Raw genomic sequence first — 23,173 nt, 5'->3', positions numbered from 1 at the left:
CCGGTTTTTCCTATTTATCCGTCCAATTCTTTGACCCCGTTATATCTTGTTGTCTATTTTAAGTTAACCCACACACTCTTAACTTCTGTGTAATTGTTTAATGCATAAGATCCCATTTCACGTCCGATACCCGATTGCTTGTATCCGCCGAATGGTGAAGCAGCATCAAACGCATTATAGCAGTTCACCCATACCGTACCTGCACGAAGCTTGTTCGATACATAATGAGCCGTTTTTAAATTCTCTGTCCATAGACCTGCAGCAAGACCATACTCAGAGTCGTTTGCACGTGAAATCACATCATCCAAGTCTTCAAACGGCATTGCAGCTACAACTGGTCCGAAGATCTCTTCTTTTGCGATCGTCATCTTATCATCTACATCAGCGAAGATTGTCGGCTCAACAAAGTAACCTTTGTCAAATGGAGTTGTTCCTCCTGTTAACAATTCTGCACCCTCATCTTGTCCTTTTTGAATATATCCAAGAACGCGGTTATGCTGTTCTTGAGATACGAGCGGCCCCATCGTTGTATCTGGATCTAACCCAGGACCTTGCTTAATTTTCTTCGCATGAGACACAAGGTCTGCCACTACATTATCAAATGATTTCTTTTGAATATATAAACGAGATCCCGCACAGCAAACTTGTCCTTGGTTGAACATGATTCCGCTTAAGGCACCAGGAACTGCACGGCTCATGTCCGCATCAGGCAAGATGATATTTGGTGATTTACCACCAAGCTCAAGTGTTACACGCTTCAAAGAGTTAGACGCATTACGCATGATCAGCTTTCCAACTTCAGTAGAACCTGTAAATGCGATTTTGTCCACGTTTGGATGATCAACTAGAGCTGCACCTGTTTCACCAGCACCCGTTACAACGTTTAACACACCTTCTGGGAACCCAGCTTCATGTGCTAATTTTGCCAAGTAGAGTGCTGAAAGAGGTGTTTGCTCAGCCGGCTTCAGTACGACCGTACATCCCGTCGCAAGTGCTGCACCAAGCTTCCAAGCAGCCATCAATAATGGGAAGTTCCAAGGAATGATCTGTCCAACTACACCAAGTGCTTCATGACGCGTATAGTTGAAGAAGCTTCCTGCTACAGGAATCGTCTGCCCCACGATTTTCGTTGACCAACCAGCATAATAGCGGAAATGTTCGATCGCGAGCGGAACATCTGCATTCATCGTTTCGCGGATCGGCTTCCCGTTATCCAATGTATCAAGCTGTGCTAATTCTTCTTTATTCTCTTCCATCAATTCTGCTAATTTGTAGATCAAGTAGCTTCGCTTTGAAGCCGGCATCTTTGACCAATAACCTGTTTCAAAAGCAGCTCTTGCCGCCTTTACTGCTTTGTCAATATCTTCAGTTCCACCTTCAGATACAACTGCTAAAACTTCTCCAGTTGAAGGGTTTAACGTTTCAAATGTTTTTCCGCTAGCTGAGCTGACCCATTCCCCATTGATAAAATGCTTTTTCGTTCCGTTAAGAAACTCTGCCACCTTTGGTTTTAATTGAAGGTCTAAAGTTTTTTCCATTTGAATCCTCCCTTTGCATTGTGGTTCTTACATAAATATTATTCGTCACAATTCATGTAAACCCTTTCATTTTCTACATTTGTAATAAAACTGAAACGTTTTTTACGAAATTCGACGGGAGATGTCGAAGCGAGGCGAAAGAGTGGCTTTCTGTGAATGAATTCCAGAAGCGAGCATAAATCCTCGTGAACGAGCATAAATCCCCTGGAACGAGCATAAATTTCCGGGAGCGAGCATAAATTCCCGCGAACGAGCATAAATTCCCGCGAACGAGCATAAATCCTCGGGAGCGAGCATAAATTTCCGGGAACGAGCATAAATTTCCGGGAACGAGCATATCACTCGCTTGCCACAGCCCAATACCGTCATTTTGCATCCCTACACAACAAAAAAGAACTCTTCTCAGACACAAATGTCCAAAAAAAGTTCTTTTACAGCAATCACACGCTTATCTCTTCATCGTCTGGAAGCGCATCTGCTTGCGGAACACTTCTTTTATCATGTACGGAACGCCTAGCTGGTCGTTTGTACGCGTGATCCACTTTGCTTTTCTCTTCACTTCATCAGGTGCGTTTGCCATCGCTACACCTAGACCTGCAAATTCAATCATATCTAAATCGTTGTACGAATCCCCGATTGCTACCATCTCATTTGGAGCGATCCCTAGTGTCTCACCAAGGTACCTTAAGGCATTTCCTTTTGTTACTTTTTTTGCTGTGATCTCCAACTGACATTTTGCCGATGAAGAATACTCAAAGTCTGGCATATGTTCTTTTAGATACTTCATGGCAGAGTCGCATTCTTTCTCATCAAAGAACTGTACATCCATCTTTGGCGGTGCCACTTCTTGCGAGAGAACATAGTCTCCAAGATTCTCTGTAAAAGATACAGGGTAGAACAGGGGATCACCCGTGCTTAATGTTAATTTCGCAACGAGCTGACTTTTCTGCTTGAGTTGATTTCCTACGGAGAAGCGTTCATGGACTACGCGCATATGGCATTCGTAATTTCCAAGCACTTCTACCAATCTATAAGTATCCTCGACCGATAACCTTTTCTCTTGAAGAGGTTCATCAAGAGATGAAGCAATGAAACCACCATTATGACTGATCAAATAACTGTCGATCTTTAACGCTTTTGCGATCTTTTGTGTAGATGGAAAACTCCTGCCCGAAGCGAGTGTGACATAGACCCCTTTTTTCTGCACATAATCAATGGCTTCTTTCGTTTCTTTATCGATACGGAAATTGCTTCGCAGTAGGGTTCCGTCGATGTCAATCGCTAGTAAACGGTATACCATGATGCGCTCCCCCCATTTCGCGAAAATATAGTATAAGAACTCGTGTTAAGTTTATGACCTTGAAACATGCTTTAGAACGCGGACAAACCTAAGAAATATTAAGCAAAAGAAAAACCCCCTGCTACAAACGTAACAGGGGGTTAGATCAGCATATTATTATTGCTGTTGTCCGTCTTCTTCAACCATTGGTCCGTAAAGCTCTTCCAGTGGCTTTGTGATCACTTTATTTAGATCATTGATGATCATGCTCATGCGTTGTTCTGCTGCCATAAGCTTTGAGATCGTTTCGTTCTGCTGTACATCAGCAAAAAGCTTTTGAGCTTCTTCAATCTCTTCAGGAGTCACTTCTTGGCCGTTCATTTGTTTTTGTTGAAGATTTACTTGAATATCACGGAATTTACCGAAAAGTTCTTTCGTTTCCGGATTGTTATTTACTTCATCATAGCTTTGTTTTAAAGCTGTAAAGTCCTCACTATTGCGCAATGCTTTTTCTAAGTCGTAAGCAACATCGTATACGTTTGACATTGGTAAAATACCTCCTATTGATTAACTACGGTACCCACTATAACAGACTCTACAAAAATAGTACAAGGATACCTTGAAATACACCGATAATTCCGCCTAACAAGGCACCTAGCCATGTTATCATCTTAAGTTCACTTTTTGCGATCGATATGATGATTTCCTCTAGACGCTCTAGAGAAAAGGCCTCAACCTGTTCTTCCACGATTTTCGCAAGATACATCTTTTCAAGCAGCATTTCTAATCGATCAACAAATAGATCTAGACCTGCAGATACTGCTTTTGGTGTTAGGTCATCAATAATCCAGCTCTCAACAGAACTCGCTAATGAAGAAACTGGTGTGTTTAAATACTCTTCAATAGGAAGTCTAGCTGTAATTTCTTTTGCTAAACCTGTCGTAAACTCAGGCAGGTTCAGCAGCCCTAGTGCATCTTCCGTTCTTTTTTCCATAAAGTTTCGGTATTCTTGCTGAAGAAGGTTCAGCAAGGTATCACGTGTATTTTCATGTTTCATGAACTTGATCAGTTCAGGTTGTACTTTGTCTGCAATACTAACATTACCAAAGAACATAGATACCATATTAACAAGCATCCCTTTATCCATTAGAAAAGCATCAATGCCACTCGCAAGTGATTTCCTACCTTCTTCACTTTCTAAATAAGTAACCCCTTTGTTCAAGAGCCAATCCACGGCTTCTGGTAACTTTTCTTCCCCTCTGGCAACAAATTTTTCTGGCAGAACATCTTTCATTTCCTTACCATTTGATTCCTGAAGCATTCTATCCATTCGAGAGCTCAGCCATGCTTCGGTAGTTGTTTGGATTCTGTTCTGAACATCATTTACACCGAAATCTTTTTGAAGCAGATCACTGATCGTCATATCACTCTTTAAGAAGCGTTTCACTTCTACTTGAACAAGTTCAGTCATCTCTTTGCGAAACCTGCTATCGTTAATTTTCGCTTGTACACCTTCTGCGGTTAATAGATGCTTGGTTACGGTCTCACCCAGCTGCACGGCGAGTTGTTTTCTTCGCTTCGGTATGAGTCCAGGTGTAAAAGGAACTCGATATTTACCAATGTATAATGTAGTAAATGGTCTAAATAACATTCGGATTGCAATGGAGTTTGTTAGACCACCAATAAACGCACCGACGATCGCCATAATAGAAATTGAAATCCATATATCCATATTTTTGTCTCCATTACTCTAGATTCTATACTCCTAGTAAATGTGTATTGTGATAACGCTAACTATTTAGGCTCCCCTTTTGGAAGGATATCCACATAATAAAAACGATCTTCATTTGTGAACATATCTTTTACCATTCGCGTCTCACCTAACGTATACGTAACAGGAAAGGAAAAGTTCGGTCCATTAAAAACAAACGTGTGAAATTCTCCGTTCTCACCACATATATCATGTTTCTTCGGATAGTCTTCTATAAACTGCTCGTCTATGACACGGCCAGTAAAAGAGGCATCTATTTTTAATGTATCTGAGCAGCACACAACAGTCTTAAATCCTTCACTCAAAAACTCCTCAATAATTTGCTCTGAACTTTCACCCCATATTGGAAAAAATGGTGTGATTCCTGTACCTTCTAACATGTTTTCGCGATATTTTTTTACATCTTCTAAAAAAATATCTCCAAACATGATGTGCCGTATGCCATCAGCTTTAATGTCGTCAACAGCTTGTTCCATTCTTTGTTGGTACATATCATTAGAACAATCTTTAGGGATCCAAACCGCTCGGAGAGGTAAACCAAGTGATTTTGCCTGCATTTCTAAAAGTTCATTTCGAACGCCATGCATAGTTGTCCGATCATAGTCTTCTGTTAACGTTGTTAGTAAGGAATCGATCTCCCATTCTGCCGACTTCTGCAGTCGATACAGAGCCAATATAGAATCTTTTCCTCCGCTAAATGAAACGACAATTTTCTTCTTCATCTAGGACCCTCCCTAATATAACGATTTAGGAGGCAATACGAATTCATAGCCTTCTAGTTTTAATTCAGAAATCAATTCATCTAAAATTTCTACGGTCTGCTTTAATTCATGAAGAAGAATAACAGAGCCATCCTCAGCATGATTCAAGATGTTATGAACAATGTGTAAGGGATCTTTTTGGTGTTCCCAATCCAGACCCGCCACTTCCCATAAAAAAGGAATGACATTGAGCTTCTTTAAAACATCCAAAGTATCTTCATTAAACTGTCCAAAAGGCGGACGAAAATATTTCACTTCTTGACCTGTGAGAGATTCCAGCTGTTTCAAATTTGTAGAAATATCATGAAGCTGGTCATGATAAGAAAGTCTCGATAAAACGCGATGACGCAATGAATGCCCACCGATCATATGCCCTTCTTCAATCACCCGTTTCCAAGGTCGTTTTCCATGCAACAACTTTGATTGCCAAAAGAACAATGCTTTTACGTGATGTTTCTTTAGGATATCTAGCAGTTCAACCAAAACAGAGGATGGTCCATCATCAAATGTAAGAATCAATGATTTTGTTCCTTTAGGTGAATCCTGCTTGTCCCAATTTTTTTTATTCGTCCAAATCTCTTTATTTTCCCAGTCGTACACGACCGTTGCAGAAGTTACTCAAGGACACGTTTTCATAGTGTCTCCTCCTTCTTGGGAATCTGTTAGTTTAGTTAACCACTTAACATTGCTATAATAATAGCAAGCTTTTTCTTGAAAGGATATGAAAAAGGATGCTCGATAAGCTAAAGAAGCACTATAAGAATTCTATGACAACAGACCTCTCACAACAGTCTGGCTATTACTGGTTCCTTTCAGATGACAGCGAACCGTTCGGTATCTCAAAACCTGCAGTTTCAGAATCAGAACTAACTTTACTTCGCTCCATGTTTAACACATATGAAAACGATAATTCTTCAAATGTTCTTTCCCCACAGCAGTTAAAATGGAGAGCACTTCTTTTTGACGGTAAAGCTACAACAGAAGAAGGCTTCTATCGATTTGTACACTTTTTTAGCAAGCAACCGATCACGGATCATGCTTCATTTTCAGAAGCAGTAAATGGCCTTTTTCCTGAGGATGCAGTTCTCCTTCTTAATAAAGATCTTAAGAGTGGCGTTATTATTGAAACATCCAAACAGGAGTTTAGTGAGACACCTTATGAAGCGTTAAAAGACATGCTCTCTACAGACTTTTATTTAGATATTTCAATTTATATAGGCTGCTATAACAATCAACTTCATCGCGCAAAAGAAACCTATACAAGAGAACAGCAACAATTTTTAGACGTGCGGAATCGTTTGATGCCGAAATCCATATATACAGTAGCTGATATCGTTCCGTATATCCTTCTTCAGACCGCCAGTCCGATGGCCGACCAAACATTAACTTCACTAGTAGAAGAATGGCGAGAAGAAGACGAGGAAACGCTAAAAAGCATCAAAGTATTTGTTGAATGCAACCTTAACGTTTCGTTAGCGGCGAATCAGTTATATATTCACCGAAACAGCCTTCAATATCGTGTGGAAAAGTTTTATGACAAAACAGGCATTGATGTTAAGCAATTGAAGAATGCACTAACCGTTTACTTGGCGATTCTTCTTATTGAACAAAAAGATCCTCGCTAGTTTCAAAAATCCTCTTTGTGCACATTGCATAAAGAGGATTTTTTATTTTAGGCATGTCGTCCATTTACGTTTACTGATATGAAAGCGTAAACTTAAAACATTAAGAAAACGTTTACATCGGAAGGGGAATTATAAAAATGGCAGGTATTAAGTTAAATAACATCGTAAAAAGATATGATAATAAAGTAACAGCTGTACATGATTTCAACCTTGATATTTCAGATAAAGAATTCATCGTATTCGTAGGACCATCTGGTTGCGGTAAATCAACAACGCTTCGTATGATCGCTGGTCTAGAAGAAATTTCTGAAGGTGATCTTATCATCGATGAACGCGTTGTAAACGATGTTGCTCCAAAAGATCGTGACATCGCGATGGTTTTCCAAAACTATGCCCTGTATCCTCACATGAACGTTTATGACAACATGGCATTCGGTCTTAAACTAAGAAAGTTCAGCAAAGAAGAAATTGAAAAGCGTGTTAAAGAAGCGGCACGTATTCTTGGTCTTGAGCAATACTTAGATCGTAAACCAAAAGCACTTTCAGGTGGTCAGCGTCAGCGTGTTGCACTAGGACGTGCGATCGTTCGTGATGCAAAAGTATTCTTGATGGATGAGCCGTTATCCAACCTTGATGCAAAACTTCGTGTTCAGATGCGTGCAGAGATCACAAAGCTTCACCAACGTCTGCAAACGACTACAATCTACGTAACGCATGACCAAACAGAAGCGATGACGATGGCAACACGTATCGTTGTTATGAAAGACGGACGCATCCAGCAAGTTGGATCTCCAAAAGAAGTATACGATACACCTGAGAACATCTTCGTTGGTGGATTTATCGGAAGCCCTGCAATGAACTTCTTGAATGGTACGCTTGAAGACGGATTCTTCAAAGTCGGTGACACGAAGATTGCCGTTCCTGGCGGAAAGATGAAGATTCTACAAGAAAAAGGCTACAACAACAAAGATGTTGTCCTAGGTATCCGTCCAGAAGATATTCATGATGAGCCAGTGTTCTTAGAGTCTTCTTCAAACACGAAGATTGAAGCGAAAATCGACGTTGCTGAACTGATGGGTGCTGAAACGTTCTTGTACTCTACAGTTAGCGGACAAGATTTTATCGCACGCGTAGATTCTCGTACAGACATTCGCAACGGTCAGGACATTTCCTTAGCGTTTGACATGAACAAAGCACATTTCTTTGATAAAGAAACTGAACTGCGTATTCGTTAATTCATATGTTATGAAAGCTCTGCTTAATCAAGCAGAGCTTTTTATTGTTCTTTATACGGCCATCAAGTACCAAAATATGCATTTTTATGTGATACATTATTTTTTTTATATGATAACACTTCATTTTTATATGATAGGCCTCTAAAATTATGTGTTCATGCTTCCTTTTTATGTGATAATGTGCCCCCCAAAAAAAAATCCCCTGTTATTTTTTTCTTTATCGGGGAAAATGTTTAATGATTGACGAATTCGCCATTCGTTTATACAATAAATTCTATAAAATTGGTCGGGATTATCCTGACGAGGAGGACTTCAATTGAAAAACACACTTAAATTCCTGTCAGCTCTCGCTCTTTCTGTCATTCTGTTGTCAGCATGCGGAAATTCTGACGAGTCAAAATCAGGTTCGAACACTGATAAAAAAGTACTTACAATTGGTACTGAAGCTACATATCCACCTTTCTCATATCGTGATAAGAAGACAAATGAAATCACAGGCTATGATGTTGAAGTAGCTAAAGAAGTTGCTAAGCGTCTGGATATGGAGCCGAAGTTCGTGGCAACTGAATGGAAGAACATGTTTACTTCTTTAGACTCTAAACGATTTGATCTAGTAGCGAATCAAGTAACTATTACAGACGAAAGAAAAGCTAAATATGACTTCTCTACTCCTTATACCGTTTCTGGTGGACAAGTTATCGTGAACAAAGACAACAAAGATATTAAAAGGATTGAAGATTTAAAAGGCAAAGTAGTCGGAACGACACAAGGAAGTAACTACGCTGCTGAAGCCGAAAAAGCTGGAGCAAAAACAAAGTTCTATAAAGGTGCTGCACAAGTATTAACAGATTTAGATGTTAACCGTGTAGATGCTGCAATGAACGATCAGCTTTTCATCCTGACAGAATTAAAGAAAACAGATTATAATGTTAAAGCGGTTGGCGAACCTTTTAACGAAAACGAAATGGCATTTGCATTCCGAAAAGATGACAAAGATTTAATTAAAGATGTAAACAAAGCTCTTGAAGAAATGAAGAGTGACGGTACACTGAAAAAGCTCTCCGAAAAATATTTTGGAGAAAATGTAAGTGAATAATTTATCAGAAATTCTGATCAACTCCCTCCCCTATTTATTGGAGGGAGCTGTTTTTACTATCGTCATAAGCCTTGTATCGATTTTCGGAGCGCTTATTTTTGGGTTGGTAGTTGCTTTATGCAGGATGTCATCGAATAAATTCTTGTCAGGGATTGCCAAGGGGTATATTTCTTTCTTTAGGGGAACGCCATTATTAATTCAATTATTGATTCTCTATAACGGTTTCACGTTTATTTATGTACCTGAAGGATGGCAGGCTGCGCTCGCTGGACTGATACTTCATTTTAGTGCCTATATAGCCGAATCCTATCGGGGAGCTATTCAATCGATCGAAAAAGGACAATGGGAAGCCGCATTTTCACTTGGGATGAACAGATATCTTACGTATAAAGAAGTAATTCTCCCACAAGCATGGAGAATTTCGATTCCGTCCGTTTGGAATTCATTGATCGATATCGTTAAAGCTTCTTCGTTAGCTTCAGTAATTACAGTACCAGAGCTTACTTTGATGGCAGATCAGATCAGCGCATCACAACTGATCGTATTACCTGTTCTACTAGAAGCTGCAGTCCTTTATTGGATTTTAACTTCTCTATTGGACGGTCTTCGAGTACTGCTTGAAAGAAGAATCAGAATCAGCCAATAATCCCTTCATGTCTCATTTGGATATGAAGGTTTTTTCTATTCCCACTCACCTATAAAAAAGAGCACTTCTTGATGACAAGCATCACAATAAAACACATGTGGGCATTGGCTTTCTGCAAAATTTTCAGGATAGCCATCCTCTAGCTTCAGTTCATCCACTTCCATGTAGGGACTGTAATCATCGAAAAAATCACTTACTCTTCCTTGATCTTGAACCGCTCTTCCGCATTCTGGACAGCAAACGTTTATCGTTTGAAAGTTATTACAGATCGGGCACATCGCCATCATTATCAACTCCTATGATTTAAAAAGGGAGTGGATTCCTCCACCCCCGTTTTGTATCAGTTACGAGCTAAGTTAGCGATTACCGCCACTTAACTGTTGCTGACCCATTGCGACTAAACGTTTTGTCATTTCCCCACCAACCGAGCCATTCGCACGAGCAGTTGTATCTGGGCCAAGTGTAACACCGAACTCAGATGCGATCTCATATTTCATTTGATCAATTGCTTGCTGTGCTCCTGGGACAACCAATTTGTTTCTTCTTGCCATGTGTTTCACCCCCTTGCCTTTATTGTGTATCTCACCCGTTTCTCTATTCGTTTCTAACATTGGCAATATATAGCGTTCTTCCCACTACAAATCGGGTGATGTATTCAAAAAGGTTGTCTAGTTGGTTTATACTGAATTATAGTAAGAAAAAAATCATGTGATGATTATGAAAAAGTTGGTGAAAGAAAATGTCAAATGAATATGCAGTAGAGATGTTCAGAAAAACCATACCTCTGTTTCAAGCATTAGGTGATCCTGTCAGACAAGACCTCGTTCTGCTTTTAGCGGAGACAGATAAAATGAATGTAACGGATATTGCCGGTCAATCTCCAATGTCACGACCAACAGTCTCCCATCACTTAAAAATTTTACGAGAAACTGGAATTGTTGGGACGGAGAAAAAAGGGAAAGAGATTTTTTATTTCTTAACGCTTGATCAAACCGTTGTACAGCTCAAACAGCTCATTCACATTATTGAAGAGGAATGTATTTTGTAAGCTCTTTGTTGTATTCGCTGTTGTTTATGAAGGTAGTTGATTTCCGCTTCAGGTTGCTCGCTTTCCATGGGGCGACCGGTGAGCCCCTTGCCGCTTTGCGCCCTTAAGGGTCTCACCTGACCGCTCGTCCCATAGGAGTCTCGCACCTTTCACTCCAACCAACTCGCATAGAAGTGAAGGAGAAAACATTTAATGCAACAAATCTTTAGATACAGGCCAGGCCAGTATAAAAATCTTATAAAAAAACGATTCAGCTTGTTTGCTGAATCGTTTTTGTTTGGACAATAATAAGCGCATCTGAAGCAAAAAACGACTTCACTACAAAAACAACTCTGCAAGACGAAAACAGCTCTATTTTTTCCGAAGCTGTTTAATACCTGAACGAATTAATGCCGCTCTTTGTTTGCTGTTTGAGAAATAAGCTCTGATCAATGTTCTTATTTTTGAGTACTTATTTTCGTACGGGTACCAATTGATTTCTCGTTGTTTGATTCCCGCATCCTTCATTACCGACATCTGACGGGTAAAGGTGAACAAGCCTTCGTCTCCGTGATACCTGCCTACACCGCTGCTTTTCACACCACCAAATGGAAGATGAGGATTTGCTACTGAAACGATTACATCGTTAATCACGGCACTGCCTGTTACTAGCTTTGATGTTACACGGTTTGCTTTTTTAGCATCCTTTGTCCATACACTTGCGTTCAAACCAAACTCAGTGCTGTTCGCTTTTTCAATCGCTTCTTCCTCTGTTGAGAAGGATATCACAGGCAGTACGGGTCCAAACGTTTCTTCTTTAACGATGTTCATATCTTCAGTAACATTCGTTAAGATCATTGGTTCCAAATACATGCTTTCTCCCCACAGATCAGGGTCTTTGCCAGTAAGCAGAAGAGCACCTTTCTCTAATGCATCCTTTACGTGATTTCTAATAATCTCTTTTTGGTGAGGAAAAGTTAATGAACCTATATCTTCTCCAAGTTTCAATTTCTTCGTTTCTTCTACTAGCCTGTCGATGAATTCTCCATGAATCGCATGCTGCACATAAACTCTTTCAATCGACATGCAGACTTGTCCTGCATTCGTGAATGCCCCCCACACTGCACCATTTACTGCTCTTAACATGTGAGCATCTTCAAATACAATCATTGGATCTTTTCCGCCAAGCTCCAGAGTATAAGGAATAAATCTCTTGCTCGCTTCAACTCCTATCTTACGTCCTGTCTCAACAGATCCTGTGAAGAAAATGCCATCTGGCGTTCCAGAAACCAAAGCTTGTCCCAGCTCTTTTCCACCATGCGCAACTTGAAGAACATTTTTCGGCAGATTCACTTCCCTCGCAATTTTTTCAATCAACAATCCGATCGTAGGTGTGACTTCAGAAGGTTTTACAATAACAGAATTTCCTGCGATCAGTGCAGAGATTACAGGAGTCATCGAGAGTTGAAAAGGATAGTTCCATGGTGAGATGACCAATACTGTTCCTAGAGGAAAATAATCTACATATGAAGTTTTGCCTATAAAAAGAATCGGTGTAGAAACTTTTTTTCGCTTTAATATTTTTGGTGCGCGCTTCTCATAATGCGCGATCATATCAATTACGGGCATGAGATCTGCTGTTAGAGCTTCTGTCTTCACTTTTCCAGTCGCAGCACAAATTTCATCTACGATCTCATCCATGTTATCTAATAGATGCTGCTTTATCTTTTTTATAAACGTCAATCGAGTTTCTAATGTACGTGTGGACCAATATTGAAAAGCAGCAGAAGCTTTTTCATACATTTCAGGAACGTGATTTTCTCCCGTTTCTAGCCACTGATCGATGGTTTCACCTGTTGCAGGATGTTTTGCAATCATTACGTTTTTCATTCAAGCGCACCTCCTTTGTCAAAATTTTCATATTTCTTCCATCATACCTTTTTTGATGAGTTATTGTTTATTTATTTTTATGGTTATGATATCATGTTGATATTCTTAAACATATAAACACGATATTAGGAAGGATGTTTCTTATGATAAATAATAAAATTGCACTCATTACAGGAGCCTCAAGCGGAATTGGCCTTGAATTTGCTGATCTCTTTGCGAAAGACGGCTACCATTTAGTGCTTACAGCTAGAAATGAGTCAAAGCTTAATGAGATTGCACTACAGATGTCTAAAAAATACGGTATTTCAGTTACGGTAATTGCAAAAGACTTAAGCCGAACCGATGCTGCAGAAGAACTGACTGCAGAGATCATTGCAAGGGGTATTGAGGTTGACGTTCTGATCAACAATGCAGGATTTGCTGCTTACGGACCTTTTTACGAGACATCATGGAAAGATGAAAAAGATATGATTCAAGTAAACATAACGGCTCTTACCACACTGACAAAACAGCTTCTTCCCGGAATGATTAAGCGTAATCGAGGGAAAATCTTAAACGTGGCCTCAACTGCAGCATTCCAACCTGGACCATTAATGGCTGTCTATTACGCAACAAAAGCTTATGTACTTTCCTTCTCAGAAGCCATCAACTATGAATTACGTCATACCGATGTAAGTGTTACCGCTCTTTGTCCTGGTGCAACTGCTACAAACTTCGAAAAACGGGCAAGCCTTGAGTCATCTCGCTTGTTTCAATCTGGTGCGATGAGTGCGACCGACGTTGCGCGGTCAGGCTACAACGCCTTGATGTCTAAAGATTCATTGTCGATTCCAGGATTTAAAAACAAGGCATTAGCTAACATCGTACGATTCTTACCTCGCAAAACGATTTTAAAAATTGTGCATTATGTACAAGACAAAAAATAAATGTCATAATTTTGAGAACAGCTTTTAATCGCTGTTCTTTTTTAATGGTCCTGATCTAACATAAGACTTCGAATGTTCTTTTCAATTTATTGCTTGATAACACGATTTTCTTTGTGTAATATTACACCAAAAGAGAATATTTGTGTTTCGTCCTGTTTTTATCTAAATATACATATACATGAACTGAGGTGGTAAAACATGAACAAAAAATGGATAAGAAAAGAAGGGAAAAAGTGGATCGCTGACAACATCATTTCCAAAGATCAGTTAGATTTAATTCTTGCAAGATACCCTGATTCTGAAGACAAGGCCAAAGTTACTGGTGTATTACCCATTCTAGCCAGTGTTTTAATCGGCATCGGAATTCTATCTTTCATTGCATCAAATTGGGGAGAAATCTCACCGATCGCCAGACTTTCCTTACTTATCGTGTTTATGCTCGGTTTTTACTATTCTGGTGAACGGTATTTAAAAGCCGGCCAGCGTTCATTAGGTACTTCTCTTAATCTGCTTGGAATCATTACATTTGGAGCAAGTATCATTCTTTTAGGTCAAACTTTTAACCTTAATGCCGTCGATGCCCGGTTATTCGTTTTCTGGAGCTTTCCTGCCATTTTTTATTTATTCAGAGATCGTCACAAGCTCTATTTTTTCCTTGTTGGGCTTTTAACAGTCGGAGGGCAACTTTACAGCATAAGTGAATTTCAAAGCTTTAGTTACCTTTTATGTATCCTTTTTATCATAGCTGTCGGAGGCTTTGTTTTCTTGTATCCATCCACTCTAAAATCTTGGATTTTTTCGATTGGACTCAGCACACAAGTACTCATGTTTATTACAGTTAACGATATTAATTTACTTTGGTTCTTCTTATTTGGATTCGCTTTATTTACAAGCAGTTTATGGGTTGAAAAGAGAGTTTTTAAACAAACGTTTAATCGCCTAGGAACCCTCATTGGATTTGGTTTTGCTTACGGATTGTATTTCTTGCTTACAAATGAATTTTCTTCTGACTTTGAGCTGCCGAACCCTTATCTGTTCATCCCCGTACTGGTTGCTCTATTCGCACTATCAGTCGCCGGTAAGCGTCAGGCGAATCTATACATGCATGCATGGGAACTCTTGATTTTCATACCGTTCTTTTACCTTGTCAAAGTGACTGATCCGTTAATAGTAGGCATTGTTTATTTAATCATCATGTTCGTTTATTCTGGCTTCAAACTTGCAGAGGGTTATCGTAATGAAAGTCGGTCGCAGATCAATTTTGGAATTGTACTCTTTCTGCTCGTTTGCTTAATGGGTTACTTTAATCTGGCATGGTCCTTTATGCCAAAGTCCATTTTCTTCTTATTAGGTGGAATTCTTTTATTCATACTTAATGCGTTTCTCCAACGTAAGAAAAAGCAGATCTTAAAGAACGGAGGTCCGCATCATGATTAAAAAAAGAGGTTGGATGATCGCTGCCCTTCTTCAAGTATTATTTCTGATCTTTATCGCAGGAAGTTATTACAGCATCGATTATTTCGGAAAAGAGATCAAGATTAAGACCGTTCCCGTCGATCCAAGAGATCTTTTGTATGGCGATTATGTAACACTTCGTTATGATATCAGTACAGCTCCTCTCAAAAGCTATAGAGGCGATACAGATGAACTAGATCGCGGCAATCATAAGACCTATGTTGTTCTGCAGCCTAACAAAGAAGGTTATTATGTGGTTAAGAATGTTTATTCTGAAAAACCAGATATAGCAAAGAACCAGGTTGTGTTAACTGCTAAAGCTGAAAAAGTCTGGGGTCAAAACTCGTTCGATCAAATTCAGCTTACGTATGGGTTTGAGAGGTATTATGTTCAAGAGAACACGGGAAAAGAACTTGAACAGCAAGCAAAAGACATGGATGTGATCATAAGCGTTGCACCTTGGGGAGCTCATAAGATCGTAGAGCTGAATCCTTAGATGCTGAACGACTCATAAAGAGCTGAAAATGCCCTTTATGAGTTTTTTTGTTTATTGCTCGGAAGTGTTTGTCGAAAATCGGATGAATAATTTTATCTACGGAATTATCGAGTATTACCTCGTATAAAAATCAGTTTACCCTGTAAAAAAAAGAGATTACCTCATAATGTTTGCCCCTGTCCTCCTCTTGCGGACAAAACATACGAAAATGTCCTGCAGGCACGCGCTCCAGCATTTCTATTAAAGGTTTCTCAGCTAAAAAATTCTTACATACATTTTTTTATATCTAATTACTCATTATTCTCCGGTTTAAGTTTAAGGATTACGGGAAAATTGATAATGAGGTGAAAACAATGTCAGATACTAAAATTATCGAACTAAAAGATGTACTAAATGGGTGGGCTGGTAACCAGATTTCTATTCGTAAAGAAGAAGCAGGAGATCTAGATCAAATCAGAATCTCATTGGATAAGGCAACCTTTGAACAAAGAGACGCACATGATGACTATTTAGGTGATCACATATTGTTTTTACACGGTACAGCATATGCAGCAGAAGAAGGTTCACAAGTAGAGCTACCAACAATTACGTACGAGATACCGATCGATGGAATTAATGATATACGAACAGACGATAACATCGTTTCATTCGAAACCAATAGAGCACAATATGTAATCAATAAATAAAGAAGAGATCCCGCAGAGGATCTCTTCTTTATTCTTGTTGCATGCTTTTCGTAACATCTGTTAACGAATCGGCTGATACAGCGATCTGCCCTACTGCATGACTCAGTTCTTCGATCACTTCAGCCATCACTTCTACTTCTTTTTCTAGCTTTCCGCTTCGATCCGTACTCTCATCCATCTTAGAAAGAATGGCTACAAAGAAATCTGATATTTCCGTAGCTTCACTGACACTATCGTTTATATAATGATGAATACTTTCAACAGATTGAGTGACAGCTTCTATTCGTTTGTGTGTATTTTTCACAAGTTCTGAAACACCTGAAACAGAGGTCTTTGTTTGATCAGCTAATTTTCGGACTTCATGAGCTACAACAGAGAATCCTTTACCAGCCTCTCCAGCTCGAGCGGCTTCTATCGCTGCGTTGAGGGATAGTAGGTTCGTCTGTTCCGCGATCGCTGTAACGATATCAACCACATCGTTTATCTTAACAGTTGCTTGTTCTAAGTTGATTAGTTCAGTTGTAATCTGTTCTGATTGGTCTTTTACTTTTAGAATCAGTTGTTGATGATCGTCTAGTTTGTTCTTACCTGCTAAAGAATTATTAGATACCTGTATAGCAGATTCTGCTGTGCTTTTTGCAAAAACAACCACTTCATCAGCCTTTGATGTTAACTCTTCTAGGGCTGCACTCGTCTCTTCTGAGATACTCGCAAGTTCTTCCACAGAATCCCCGACTGATAACGCGATCTGTCTTTTTTGCTCTTCATGTTGTTCTCTTTGTTTGATTTGCTCTAATTCAAAAGATTCTAAAACAATCTGCTGTTCAAAATTCAAGATCTTCGTCACTGCTTTAACAGCAAGCAAGTACTCATTTTTATTCTCAATATGTTTGTCTAAAATAGATAAAAAAGACAGCAGCATATCCTGAAAAGAACAGATATACCATTTTGGCTGCAGTCCAATCTTAAAGTGGATGCGGGCGATCACTTTTCTTTGTTCGATATACGCTGTATCAATAACACCGTCAAACATTTCTTGTATGTGCTTAATCAGGGTTACTTGAAGTTTATTAATAGAGCTGTGTTTTTGTATAATTTCCATCAAGCCAGGCACATGTTCAATATTTTTATAAAATTGGTTTACGATTTCTTCTATATTCTCAGAGATCAAGGGTTTGATCGAGCGAATGATCGCTAAGTCATCCACTGTTAATGAAATCATGTTCAATTGCTTCTGCCATTCACTGTTTGGAGATACTAAGATCTTCACATCTTCTTTTACGTTTTCAGTAGGATCAAGTAATACTGTCGTACTCTTCTTTTTTGTTAGTATGCTTAAAATAGATGCCATTTTGTTTTCCTTCTTCCTTGATAATCAGTTACATTTCATCCAATATGATGCAATTACATGCGACTATACGCTCATTTTATAGATTCATATGTTTTATCGACTTCTTTAAGGGAATCTTTTACTAAACAAAAAAATTTAAAAAAAATGAAAAGAGGAGTGATTCACATGTGGAAAAAGAGATGGGCAGCTGGAACATTGGCAGCAATGTTAACGTTAGGTGGATTAACTGCTTGCGGTGATGGTGTAGACCAAGACAACGGTGTAGACGATGGCGAACAAAATGATGAGATGGATGAAAAAAATAAAGAAGAAGGTTGATAATGAACCTTCTAAAAATAACAAAAAAAGGAGCCCCTAAACGAGGCTCCTTTTAGCGTTTAACTTACGGCGCGTGTTTCTGTTTTTCCTTGTTGAAGCTGATACATCTGGAAGTAACGTCCCTTTTCTTTCATCAATTCATCGTGACTGCCGCGTTCTACGATCACACCACGATCGAGAACTAGGATCTGATCGGCACTCTTAATTGTAGAAAGTCTGTGGGCAATAATGAAAGTCGTTCTTCCTCTTTTTAACACATCTAATGCCTCTTGAATCACAGCTTCTGTTTCAGTATCGATGCTTGCCGTTGCTTCATCAAGAATTAAGATAGCTGGATTGTACGCTAACGCTCTTGCAAATGAGATTAATTGTCTCTGACCTGATGAAAGGGTGCTTCCTTTTTCAATAACCGGTTCATCCAATCCTTTTGGCAAGTTGTTGATAAACGGCATTGCCCCTACATCCGTCAGCGCTTTTTCAACTTGTTCGCGTGTGATCTCTGGATTATCTAAGCTCACGTTGGATGCAATAGTTCCTGTAAACAAGAATGGATCTTGCAACACGATTCCCATATGCTGTCGGAGCTCTTGTTTAGAAAGCTTCATGATGTCTTGGCCATCGATCATGATCTTTCCTTGTTTAATGTCATAGAAACGGAACAGCAGATTCATGATCGAACTTTTCCCAGAACCCGTATGACCGACAAGCGCCACTGTCTCACCTTGATTTGCTTCGAAAGCGATATTTTTAAGAACAGGTTCACCTTCTACATAGCTGAACGTAACATCTTGGAACGCTACATTCCCTTTGTATCGCTCAATCTCTGTTTCTGTTACTTTTTGTCCTGGTTCATCCATCAGCACAAATACTCGCTCTGCAGATACAAGTGCCTGCTCAAGCTGTGCAAGCTGGTTAACCATACCTGTTACAGGGTGGAACATTCGGTTTAAATAATCTACAAACGCATACAGAACACCGATTGAAATGACAGAACCTACGCCAAGCGCCTGACCTCCAAAGTGCCAGATGAATGCCATGAACGCAAGATTCTTTAATAACAATACAAGGTTATGTCCAGTCATCGCGTTAAGACTCAAGAGCTTATTTTGAAAGGTGAAGTATTCTTTATTCATCGTTTCAAATTCTTCAGAAGTCTTATTTTGCCGCTTAAATGCTTGAATGATTGTCATACCGTTGATTGATTCGTTTATCATTCCGTTAATGTCACTGAGAGTAGAACGAATCTTATGATTGTATTTAGACGCAAACTTTCGATAAACAATGATCCAAACCACAAGGATCGGTACCAGGATCAAACAGATGGTTGCAAGCTTAGGATCCAGCAAGAACAACGCGATGAATATCCCTGTCAGATAGATGATTCCTGTAAAGAAGTTTGCTAGAACGTTAATAAATAATTCTTTGATCGCTTCCGTATCATTCGTTATACGAGAAACGATCTTTCCAGCAGGTTGATTATCAAAATACGTAATCGCTACACGCTGAACGTGGGCGAACACATCTTGACGAATCTTCTTGATAACCAGATTAGACGAGCGCTGCAGCATATAGCGCTGACCATACTGAAAGAATGCTGCAAAAACGAGAAGACTTAAGTAGATCATGGTCAGTTTCATGATTCCCGCTATCTCCGGCTTATAAAAAGCGAATGTTTCACTCGTACTTAGTTTATCTGCCGAATAGGTTTCTGATTTTCCTTTAAAAGAAATCGTCACCTCTCCGTTACTCGCTTTTCGTTCTCCATCAAAAGATATTTTGTTTGGTACAACGAAATAGTCTCGTTTCACTTGGATGACTCGTATCTCTTTTCCTTTTTCTTCTCCAGGATCAAAATGATCGCTTCGCTTATACCAGTTTCCATCGTATTTCACTGCTTCTTTTTCTTTACTAACCACTTGATGCCATGGCCGCTCGATACCAAGAATATGGTCATCGATCATCGTCTTTGCGATGAACGGTCCAGTTAGCTCCGCTCCAATGGCAACAGTAAGCATCAGAAGCCCGAGAATAAAGTTCTTTTTATAGTGAAGTGCGTATTGAAACAGGCGTTTTCCAACGTTCATGGCTACACCGCCTTATTATCATTTAAGTTTTGTTCGATCTGTTGACGTTCGTGCTGTTCTTTATACCAGCCGTCTCTTGCTATTAAATCCTCATGTCTGCCTTGATCCACGATAGCTCCATCATCAATTACGATGATCCAATCTGCATGTTCAACTGCCGACAGTCGGTGAGTTGTAATAAAAGTTGTTTTCCCAGCGCGTTCTTTTCGGATATTATCAATGATCGCTGTCTCCGTCTTCGCATCAACAGCTGAAAGGGCATCGTCTAGGATCAAAATCTCCGGATCTACACACAATGCTCGTGCAATAGACACACGCTGTTTCTGTCCTCCTGATAACGCGACACCTTTTTCACCAACAAGTGTGTTCAATCCTTCAGGAAGGAACTGAACATCTTTTCTGAATGATGCCATCTCCATAACATGATTCAACTTATCTACACCCGCTGTGCTATTTCCGAACAGGATATTTTCCTCTACTGTTTTGGAGAAAAGAATAGCATCCTGCGGTACATATCCAATCCATCCTTGCAGATCTTCTAATGCGATATCTTCAATGCCAACACCAGAGAATGTGATGTTACCTTTTCCAGCTGGATACTCTCTTAAAAGCTGTTTAAGAAGTGTTGTCTTTCCGCTGCCTGTTCGGCCAACAATTCCAAGAGTCGCACCTTTTTCCACCTTAACGTTGATCTTCTTTAAGTTATCTGTTTCAGAAGAAGGATAACGGAATGTCACGTCTTCGAATGCGATTGTTCCTGGATCTTTTAATGGTACAAGGTCTTCTGCGTTTTTTACATCAGGTTCATAGCTAAGCGTTTCATTCACACGATCAAGTGATGCACTTCCACGTTCCATAATATTAATGAGCTCACCGATCGCAATCATCGGCCAGATCAGCATACCTAAGTACACGTTGAACGTAACAAGCTCTCCAAGTGTGATCGTCTTATGAAAGACCATGTATGCCCCGTATCCTAAACCGATTAAATAGCTCATACCTACTAATACTTTTATAGTTGGCTCGAATAAGGCATCGATTCTTGATACAGCCAAGTTCTTTTCAAATACATCTTCTGTTACTTTATTGAAGCGCTCTACATCCTCTTCTTCTTGAACATAAGCACGAATAACACGTACTCCTTGTATGCTTTCCAGAACTGAATCGTTCATTTCTCCAAATGCGTCTTGTGCAATGGTAAAACGCTGATGTACTTTCTTTCCGTATTTCTTAATAATAAATGCGATAATCGGCAGTGGAATGAGCGCTGCAAACGTTAATTTCCAACTGATCATGAATCCCATCACGAAAAGGATCGTCAGCATGAACAAACTAGAGTCTACAAGAGTTAAGATTCCGAATCCTGCAGTCATCGAGATGGCTTTTAAGTCATTTGTCGCACGTGCCATCAGATCTCCTGTTCTATTTTTCTCAAAGAACGTAGGAGTCATCTTTAATAGGTGACGCATGAAACTTGAACGCATCGAGCGTTCGATGATAAAAGCGCCTCCAAAAAGCTGATACATCCAGATATACATCGTAATGTACATAGAAACGAGAACAGCTACAAAGATTCCAAGAGTCTTCATCATGTCTTCTTTAGTGATCGTGCCCATATGAATGGAGTCAATAATGTTACCGATGAGTTTCGGTGGGATGATTTCGATGATCCCAACGCCAGTCAGCAACACTACCGCAATGGTGTAACGTATCCAATGTTTCTTAAAGAACCAAGCTAATTTACCTAAAACTGAAAACATAATGTCTCTCCTCTCGATCTACCATTCTTTTAAACAGTTGTTTAACGTAGCTACCCAAAAAGTGTATGATCCTTGCGTTCTAGCCACACATTCAACGATTTTCTTTTCATTTGTTCTCCTCCTCATAATTAGTGGATCTATTGCAACAAGAAGAGTGATCTCTTCTATGCAAACAAAAATAAAAAGCATACCATTCGAACTCGGTATGCTTTGAAATCAAAAAAAACACACGTCACGACTGGGGTGACCTGCGTACAAACTTGTATATAGAAAAGGCAGATATGTAGAATAATAATTCTATTACATCTCTTCCGGCAGGCCATGGTATGAAATTGTAGAGTCAACATGCATTACTACAGTGACCGCAATTTGAGTAACAATCATTTCTTTCACCATGACACGACCATCCTTTCCATAATTTTGTAGTTTGTAACTTTGGTAATCTTAACACTATTCTAATAAATATGTCAATTGCTTTTAGATATGCTTAAAATTATTTAAATCGCTGTTAAATTGTACTTTAGAAGGGTGTCAGGCTTGATGTTTTAACCCCCATTTCAGAAGTTGTAGCATTTAATCCAGAAGTTGTAGCATTTAATCCACGAGTTTTCACCTTCAATCCACAAATTTACGCACTTCATCCACGAGTTATTACTCTCAATCCAAAAGTTACCTTCGAATCGACACCCTTCGACAAATCCAAAAAACCCGCCACTTAATAAAGTGACGGGCTTCCACACACCAACATATTATCCTAATTGACGCGTTAAGTTGGCCATTTCAATCGCAGAAACTGCTGCTTCCCAGCCCTTGTTTCCTGCTTTCGTTCCAGCGCGTTCGATCGCTTGTTCGATCGAATCAACGGTTAACACGCCAAAGATTACAGGGACACCGCTTGTCATCGATGCTTGAGCAACTCCTTTTGCTGCTTCATTACAAACGTAATCAAAGTGAGGCGTTGAACCGCGGATTACCGCACCTAGCGTGATTACAGCATCATAGTTACCGCTATCTGCCATCTTTTTCGCGATCAACGGAATCTCAAACGCTCCAGGAACCCAAGCGATGTCTACATCATCTTCAGAAATACCGTGTCTCTTGAAAGCGTCTTGTGCACCAGACACCAATTTATCAGAAATAAAATCATTAAAACGTCCTGCTACGATACCTACTTTTAATCCTGTACCAACTAAATGTCCTTCAAATAATTTTGCCATGACTATTCCTCC

The 23,173-nt window shown here is 39.5% G+C and carries 23 protein-coding genes; 10 read left to right on the top strand and 13 right to left on the bottom strand.

Translation table 11 applies throughout. From position 1 onward, the window contains the following. Nucleotides 1-53: 53 nt before the first annotated feature. The 6 genes from ACNJYY_RS04020 to ACNJYY_RS03995 form a co-directional block, all read right to left on the bottom strand. Entirely contained in the window at nucleotides 54-1,538 is a 1,485-nt protein-coding gene (locus tag ACNJYY_RS04020; RefSeq protein ID WP_066391353.1) for an aldehyde dehydrogenase family protein, read from the bottom strand. Nucleotides 1,539-1,986: 448 nt separating this feature from the next. After that, complete coding sequence (locus tag ACNJYY_RS04015) at nucleotides 1,987-2,838, bottom strand: Cof-type HAD-IIB family hydrolase (RefSeq protein ID WP_416730652.1); 852 nt, start codon at nucleotides 2,836-2,838, stop codon at nucleotides 1,987-1,989. 156 nt (nucleotides 2,839-2,994) lie between these two features. After that, nucleotides 2,995-3,363 carry a YlbF family regulator gene (locus ACNJYY_RS04010; RefSeq protein WP_137790553.1) on the bottom strand — a complete coding sequence of 123 codons (369 nt, stop codon included), beginning with the start codon at nucleotides 3,361-3,363 and terminating at the stop codon, nucleotides 2,995-2,997. 49 nt (nucleotides 3,364-3,412) lie between these two features. After that, nucleotides 3,413-4,549 carry a DUF445 domain-containing protein gene (locus ACNJYY_RS04005; RefSeq protein ID WP_416730651.1) on the bottom strand — a complete coding sequence of 379 codons (1,137 nt, stop codon included), beginning with the start codon at nucleotides 4,547-4,549 and terminating at the stop codon, nucleotides 3,413-3,415. A 62-nt stretch (nucleotides 4,550-4,611) separates the two neighbouring features. Beyond that, a complete protein-coding gene (locus ACNJYY_RS04000) occupies nucleotides 4,612-5,310 on the bottom strand; it encodes a diphthine--ammonia ligase (protein WP_416730650.1) in 699 nt (232 codons plus the stop codon). Nucleotides 5,311-5,322: 12 nt separating this feature from the next. After that, nucleotides 5,323-5,868 (bottom strand): polysaccharide deacetylase family protein, encoded by a 546-nt coding sequence (locus ACNJYY_RS03995; RefSeq protein WP_416730649.1) that lies wholly within the window; start codon nucleotides 5,866-5,868, stop codon nucleotides 5,323-5,325. Between the two features lie 212 nt (nucleotides 5,869-6,080). Between ACNJYY_RS03995 and ACNJYY_RS03990 the strand changes: the two genes are divergently transcribed. The 4 genes from ACNJYY_RS03990 to ACNJYY_RS03975 all read left to right on the top strand — a co-directional run bounded on the left by ACNJYY_RS03990 (nucleotide 6,081) and on the right by ACNJYY_RS03975 (nucleotide 9,951). Next, nucleotides 6,081-6,974: a PucR family transcriptional regulator gene (locus ACNJYY_RS03990; RefSeq protein ID WP_416730648.1), complete on the top strand. Its 894-nt coding sequence runs from the start codon at nucleotides 6,081-6,083 to the stop codon at nucleotides 6,972-6,974. A gap of 137 nt (nucleotides 6,975-7,111) precedes the next feature. Next, nucleotides 7,112-8,209, top strand: a complete 1,098-nt coding sequence (locus ACNJYY_RS03985) for an ABC transporter ATP-binding protein (RefSeq protein ID WP_137790557.1) — start codon at nucleotides 7,112-7,114, stop codon at nucleotides 8,207-8,209. Nucleotides 8,210-8,525: 316 nt separating this feature from the next. Further along, nucleotides 8,526-9,305 (top strand): transporter substrate-binding domain-containing protein, encoded by a 780-nt coding sequence (locus ACNJYY_RS03980; protein ID WP_416730647.1) that lies wholly within the window; start codon nucleotides 8,526-8,528, stop codon nucleotides 9,303-9,305. Beyond that, nucleotides 9,298-9,951 (top strand): amino acid ABC transporter permease, encoded by a 654-nt coding sequence (locus ACNJYY_RS03975; RefSeq protein WP_191754735.1) that lies wholly within the window; start codon nucleotides 9,298-9,300, stop codon nucleotides 9,949-9,951. The genes ACNJYY_RS03980 and ACNJYY_RS03975 overlap by 8 nt, the downstream gene beginning before the upstream one ends. Before the next feature lie 35 nt (nucleotides 9,952-9,986). Here the strand turns inward: ACNJYY_RS03975 and ACNJYY_RS03970 are convergent, their stop codons facing one another. Continuing rightward, nucleotides 9,987-10,238 (bottom strand): hypothetical protein, encoded by a 252-nt coding sequence (locus tag ACNJYY_RS03970; RefSeq protein WP_416730646.1) that lies wholly within the window; start codon nucleotides 10,236-10,238, stop codon nucleotides 9,987-9,989. Between the two features lie 69 nt (nucleotides 10,239-10,307). Continuing rightward, complete coding sequence (locus tag ACNJYY_RS03965) at nucleotides 10,308-10,502, bottom strand: alpha/beta-type small acid-soluble spore protein (RefSeq protein ID WP_066239924.1); 195 nt, start codon at nucleotides 10,500-10,502, stop codon at nucleotides 10,308-10,310. A gap of 188 nt (nucleotides 10,503-10,690) precedes the next feature. On the opposite strand from ACNJYY_RS03965, the gene ACNJYY_RS03960 reads away from it, so the two are divergent. Further along, the gene (locus ACNJYY_RS03960) at nucleotides 10,691-10,999 is read left to right on the top strand and encodes an ArsR/SmtB family transcription factor (RefSeq protein WP_416730645.1); all 309 of its coding nucleotides are present in this window, start codon (nucleotides 10,691-10,693) and stop codon (nucleotides 10,997-10,999) included. A gap of 351 nt (nucleotides 11,000-11,350) precedes the next feature. Here the strand turns inward: ACNJYY_RS03960 and ACNJYY_RS03955 are convergent, their stop codons facing one another. Then, nucleotides 11,351-12,868 (bottom strand): aldehyde dehydrogenase family protein, encoded by a 1,518-nt coding sequence (locus tag ACNJYY_RS03955; RefSeq protein WP_416730644.1) that lies wholly within the window; start codon nucleotides 12,866-12,868, stop codon nucleotides 11,351-11,353. A 143-nt stretch (nucleotides 12,869-13,011) separates the two neighbouring features. Between ACNJYY_RS03955 and ACNJYY_RS03950 the strand changes: the two genes are divergently transcribed. From ACNJYY_RS03950 to ACNJYY_RS03935, 4 genes are all read left to right on the top strand, one after another. After that, on the top strand, nucleotides 13,012-13,794 hold the full coding sequence (locus tag ACNJYY_RS03950) for an SDR family NAD(P)-dependent oxidoreductase (protein WP_416730643.1): 783 nt from the start codon (nucleotides 13,012-13,014) through the stop codon (nucleotides 13,792-13,794). Between the two features lie 198 nt (nucleotides 13,795-13,992). Beyond that, entirely contained in the window at nucleotides 13,993-15,231 is a 1,239-nt protein-coding gene (locus ACNJYY_RS03945; RefSeq protein ID WP_416730642.1) for a DUF2157 domain-containing protein, read from the top strand. Continuing rightward, nucleotides 15,224-15,745, top strand: a complete 522-nt coding sequence (locus ACNJYY_RS03940) for a GDYXXLXY domain-containing protein (protein WP_416730641.1) — start codon at nucleotides 15,224-15,226, stop codon at nucleotides 15,743-15,745. Before ACNJYY_RS03945 ends, ACNJYY_RS03940 begins: the two co-directional genes overlap by 8 nt. A gap of 353 nt (nucleotides 15,746-16,098) precedes the next feature. Beyond that, nucleotides 16,099-16,431 (top strand): hypothetical protein, encoded by a 333-nt coding sequence (locus ACNJYY_RS03935; protein ID WP_137790566.1) that lies wholly within the window; start codon nucleotides 16,099-16,101, stop codon nucleotides 16,429-16,431. Nucleotides 16,432-16,459: 28 nt separating this feature from the next. Here the strand turns inward: ACNJYY_RS03935 and ACNJYY_RS03930 are convergent, their stop codons facing one another. After that, nucleotides 16,460-17,782, bottom strand: coding sequence for a protoglobin domain-containing protein (locus ACNJYY_RS03930; RefSeq protein WP_416730640.1), 1,323 nt, complete (start codon nucleotides 17,780-17,782; stop codon nucleotides 16,460-16,462). A gap of 165 nt (nucleotides 17,783-17,947) precedes the next feature. On the opposite strand from ACNJYY_RS03930, the gene ACNJYY_RS03925 reads away from it, so the two are divergent. Beyond that, a complete protein-coding gene (locus ACNJYY_RS03925; RefSeq protein WP_165389501.1) occupies nucleotides 17,948-18,100 on the top strand; it encodes a hypothetical protein in 153 nt (50 codons plus the stop codon). 59 nt (nucleotides 18,101-18,159) lie between these two features. Here ACNJYY_RS03925 and ACNJYY_RS03920 read toward each other — a convergent pair whose 3' ends face one another. From ACNJYY_RS03920 to ribE, 3 genes are all read right to left on the bottom strand, one after another. After that, a complete protein-coding gene (locus ACNJYY_RS03920; RefSeq protein WP_416730639.1) occupies nucleotides 18,160-20,184 on the bottom strand; it encodes an ABC transporter ATP-binding protein in 2,025 nt (674 codons plus the stop codon). 2 nt (nucleotides 20,185-20,186) lie between these two features. Further along, a complete protein-coding gene (locus tag ACNJYY_RS03915) occupies nucleotides 20,187-21,944 on the bottom strand; it encodes an ABC transporter ATP-binding protein (protein ID WP_416730638.1) in 1,758 nt (585 codons plus the stop codon). A 749-nt stretch (nucleotides 21,945-22,693) separates the two neighbouring features. Then, nucleotides 22,694-23,161 carry a 6,7-dimethyl-8-ribityllumazine synthase gene (gene ribE / locus ACNJYY_RS03910; RefSeq protein WP_066239884.1) on the bottom strand — a complete coding sequence of 156 codons (468 nt, stop codon included), beginning with the start codon at nucleotides 23,159-23,161 and terminating at the stop codon, nucleotides 22,694-22,696. Between the last annotated feature and the right edge of the window lie 12 nt (nucleotides 23,162-23,173).

Source organism: Fictibacillus tiangongensis (genome assembly GCF_048083785.1).
In the GTDB taxonomy this organism is placed as follows: Bacteria; Bacillota; Bacilli; order Bacillales; family Fictibacillaceae; genus Fictibacillus.
The sequence above is the reverse complement of the archived record's forward strand: the minus strand, read 5'-3'. Positions and strand labels throughout refer to the sequence as shown.

Bases quoted from the DNA above. Each gene is read 5' to 3' on its own strand.
- ACNJYY_RS03940 (WP_416730641.1), top strand. From the start codon at position 15,224: ATGATTAAAAAAAGAGGTTGGATGATCGCTGCCCTTCTTCAAGTATTA.
- ACNJYY_RS04005 (WP_416730651.1), bottom strand. From the start codon at position 4,549: ATGGATATATGGATTTCAATTTCTATTATGGCGATCGTCGGTGCGTTT.
- ACNJYY_RS03930 (WP_416730640.1), bottom strand. From the start codon at position 17,782: ATGGCATCTATTTTAAGCATACTAACAAAAAAGAAGAGTACGACAGTA.
- ACNJYY_RS03970 (WP_416730646.1), bottom strand. From the start codon at position 10,238: ATGATGGCGATGTGCCCGATCTGTAATAACTTTCAAACGATAAACGTT.
- ribE (WP_066239884.1), bottom strand. From the start codon at position 23,161: ATGGCAAAATTATTTGAAGGACATTTAGTTGGTACAGGATTAAAAGTA.
- ACNJYY_RS03985 (WP_137790557.1), top strand. From the start codon at position 7,112: ATGGCAGGTATTAAGTTAAATAACATCGTAAAAAGATATGATAATAAA.
- ACNJYY_RS03950 (WP_416730643.1), top strand. From the start codon at position 13,012: ATGATAAATAATAAAATTGCACTCATTACAGGAGCCTCAAGCGGAATT.
- ACNJYY_RS04020 (WP_066391353.1), bottom strand. From the start codon at position 1,538: ATGGAAAAAACTTTAGACCTTCAATTAAAACCAAAGGTGGCAGAGTTT.
- ACNJYY_RS03945 (WP_416730642.1), top strand. From the start codon at position 13,993: ATGAACAAAAAATGGATAAGAAAAGAAGGGAAAAAGTGGATCGCTGAC.
- ACNJYY_RS04000 (WP_416730650.1), bottom strand. From the start codon at position 5,310: ATGAAGAAGAAAATTGTCGTTTCATTTAGCGGAGGAAAAGATTCTATA.
- ACNJYY_RS03925 (WP_165389501.1), top strand. From the start codon at position 17,948: ATGTGGAAAAAGAGATGGGCAGCTGGAACATTGGCAGCAATGTTAACG.
- ACNJYY_RS03965 (WP_066239924.1), bottom strand. From the start codon at position 10,502: ATGGCAAGAAGAAACAAATTGGTTGTCCCAGGAGCACAGCAAGCAATT.
- ACNJYY_RS04010 (WP_137790553.1), bottom strand. From the start codon at position 3,363: ATGTCAAACGTATACGATGTTGCTTACGACTTAGAAAAAGCATTGCGC.
- ACNJYY_RS04015 (WP_416730652.1), bottom strand. From the start codon at position 2,838: ATGGTATACCGTTTACTAGCGATTGACATCGACGGAACCCTACTGCGA.
- ACNJYY_RS03955 (WP_416730644.1), bottom strand. From the start codon at position 12,868: ATGAAAAACGTAATGATTGCAAAACATCCTGCAACAGGTGAAACCATC.
- ACNJYY_RS03990 (WP_416730648.1), top strand. From the start codon at position 6,081: ATGCTCGATAAGCTAAAGAAGCACTATAAGAATTCTATGACAACAGAC.
- ACNJYY_RS03935 (WP_137790566.1), top strand. From the start codon at position 16,099: ATGTCAGATACTAAAATTATCGAACTAAAAGATGTACTAAATGGGTGG.
- ACNJYY_RS03960 (WP_416730645.1), top strand. From the start codon at position 10,691: ATGTCAAATGAATATGCAGTAGAGATGTTCAGAAAAACCATACCTCTG.
- ACNJYY_RS03920 (WP_416730639.1), bottom strand. From the start codon at position 20,184: ATGAACGTTGGAAAACGCCTGTTTCAATACGCACTTCACTATAAAAAG.
- ACNJYY_RS03915 (WP_416730638.1), bottom strand. From the start codon at position 21,944: ATGTTTTCAGTTTTAGGTAAATTAGCTTGGTTCTTTAAGAAACATTGG.